This is a genomic window from Saccharothrix sp. ST-888, assembly GCF_000955975.1.
Classification (GTDB): Bacteria; Actinomycetota; Actinomycetes; order Streptomycetales; family Streptomycetaceae; genus Kitasatospora.
The window spans coordinates 1-227 of sequence record NZ_JYJF01000409.1 but is presented as its reverse complement, the minus strand read 5'-3'; the positions used below and the strand labels follow the sequence as shown (position 1 = coordinate 227).

Here is a 227-nt window from a genome sequence, read left to right as displayed (position 1 = left end):
TCGCCAGCTCACGGCGACGTCCGCGCTCAGTCCGCGGCGATGCGGAACTCCAGGTTGCCGAACCGCACCTGGTGGCCGACGCCGTCCTCCACCACCCTGGCGTTCACGTGCTCGGCGCTCCCGACCCGGCCACCGGCCGCCGCAGCAGATCGATGGTGTCGGCCCCGGACGGTCCCGCCCCCTTCCTCGTCGGCCCCACCGCGCCCGCGACCGCACCGGTCACGGCG

General features: G+C 75.8%; 1 protein-coding gene. It reads right to left on the bottom strand.

The features are described from left to right. Positions 1 to 26 precede the first annotated feature (26 nt). A partial coding sequence (locus UK12_RS42000; protein WP_197085385.1) for a hypothetical protein occupies positions 27 to 227 on the bottom strand: 201 nt, incomplete at its 5' end.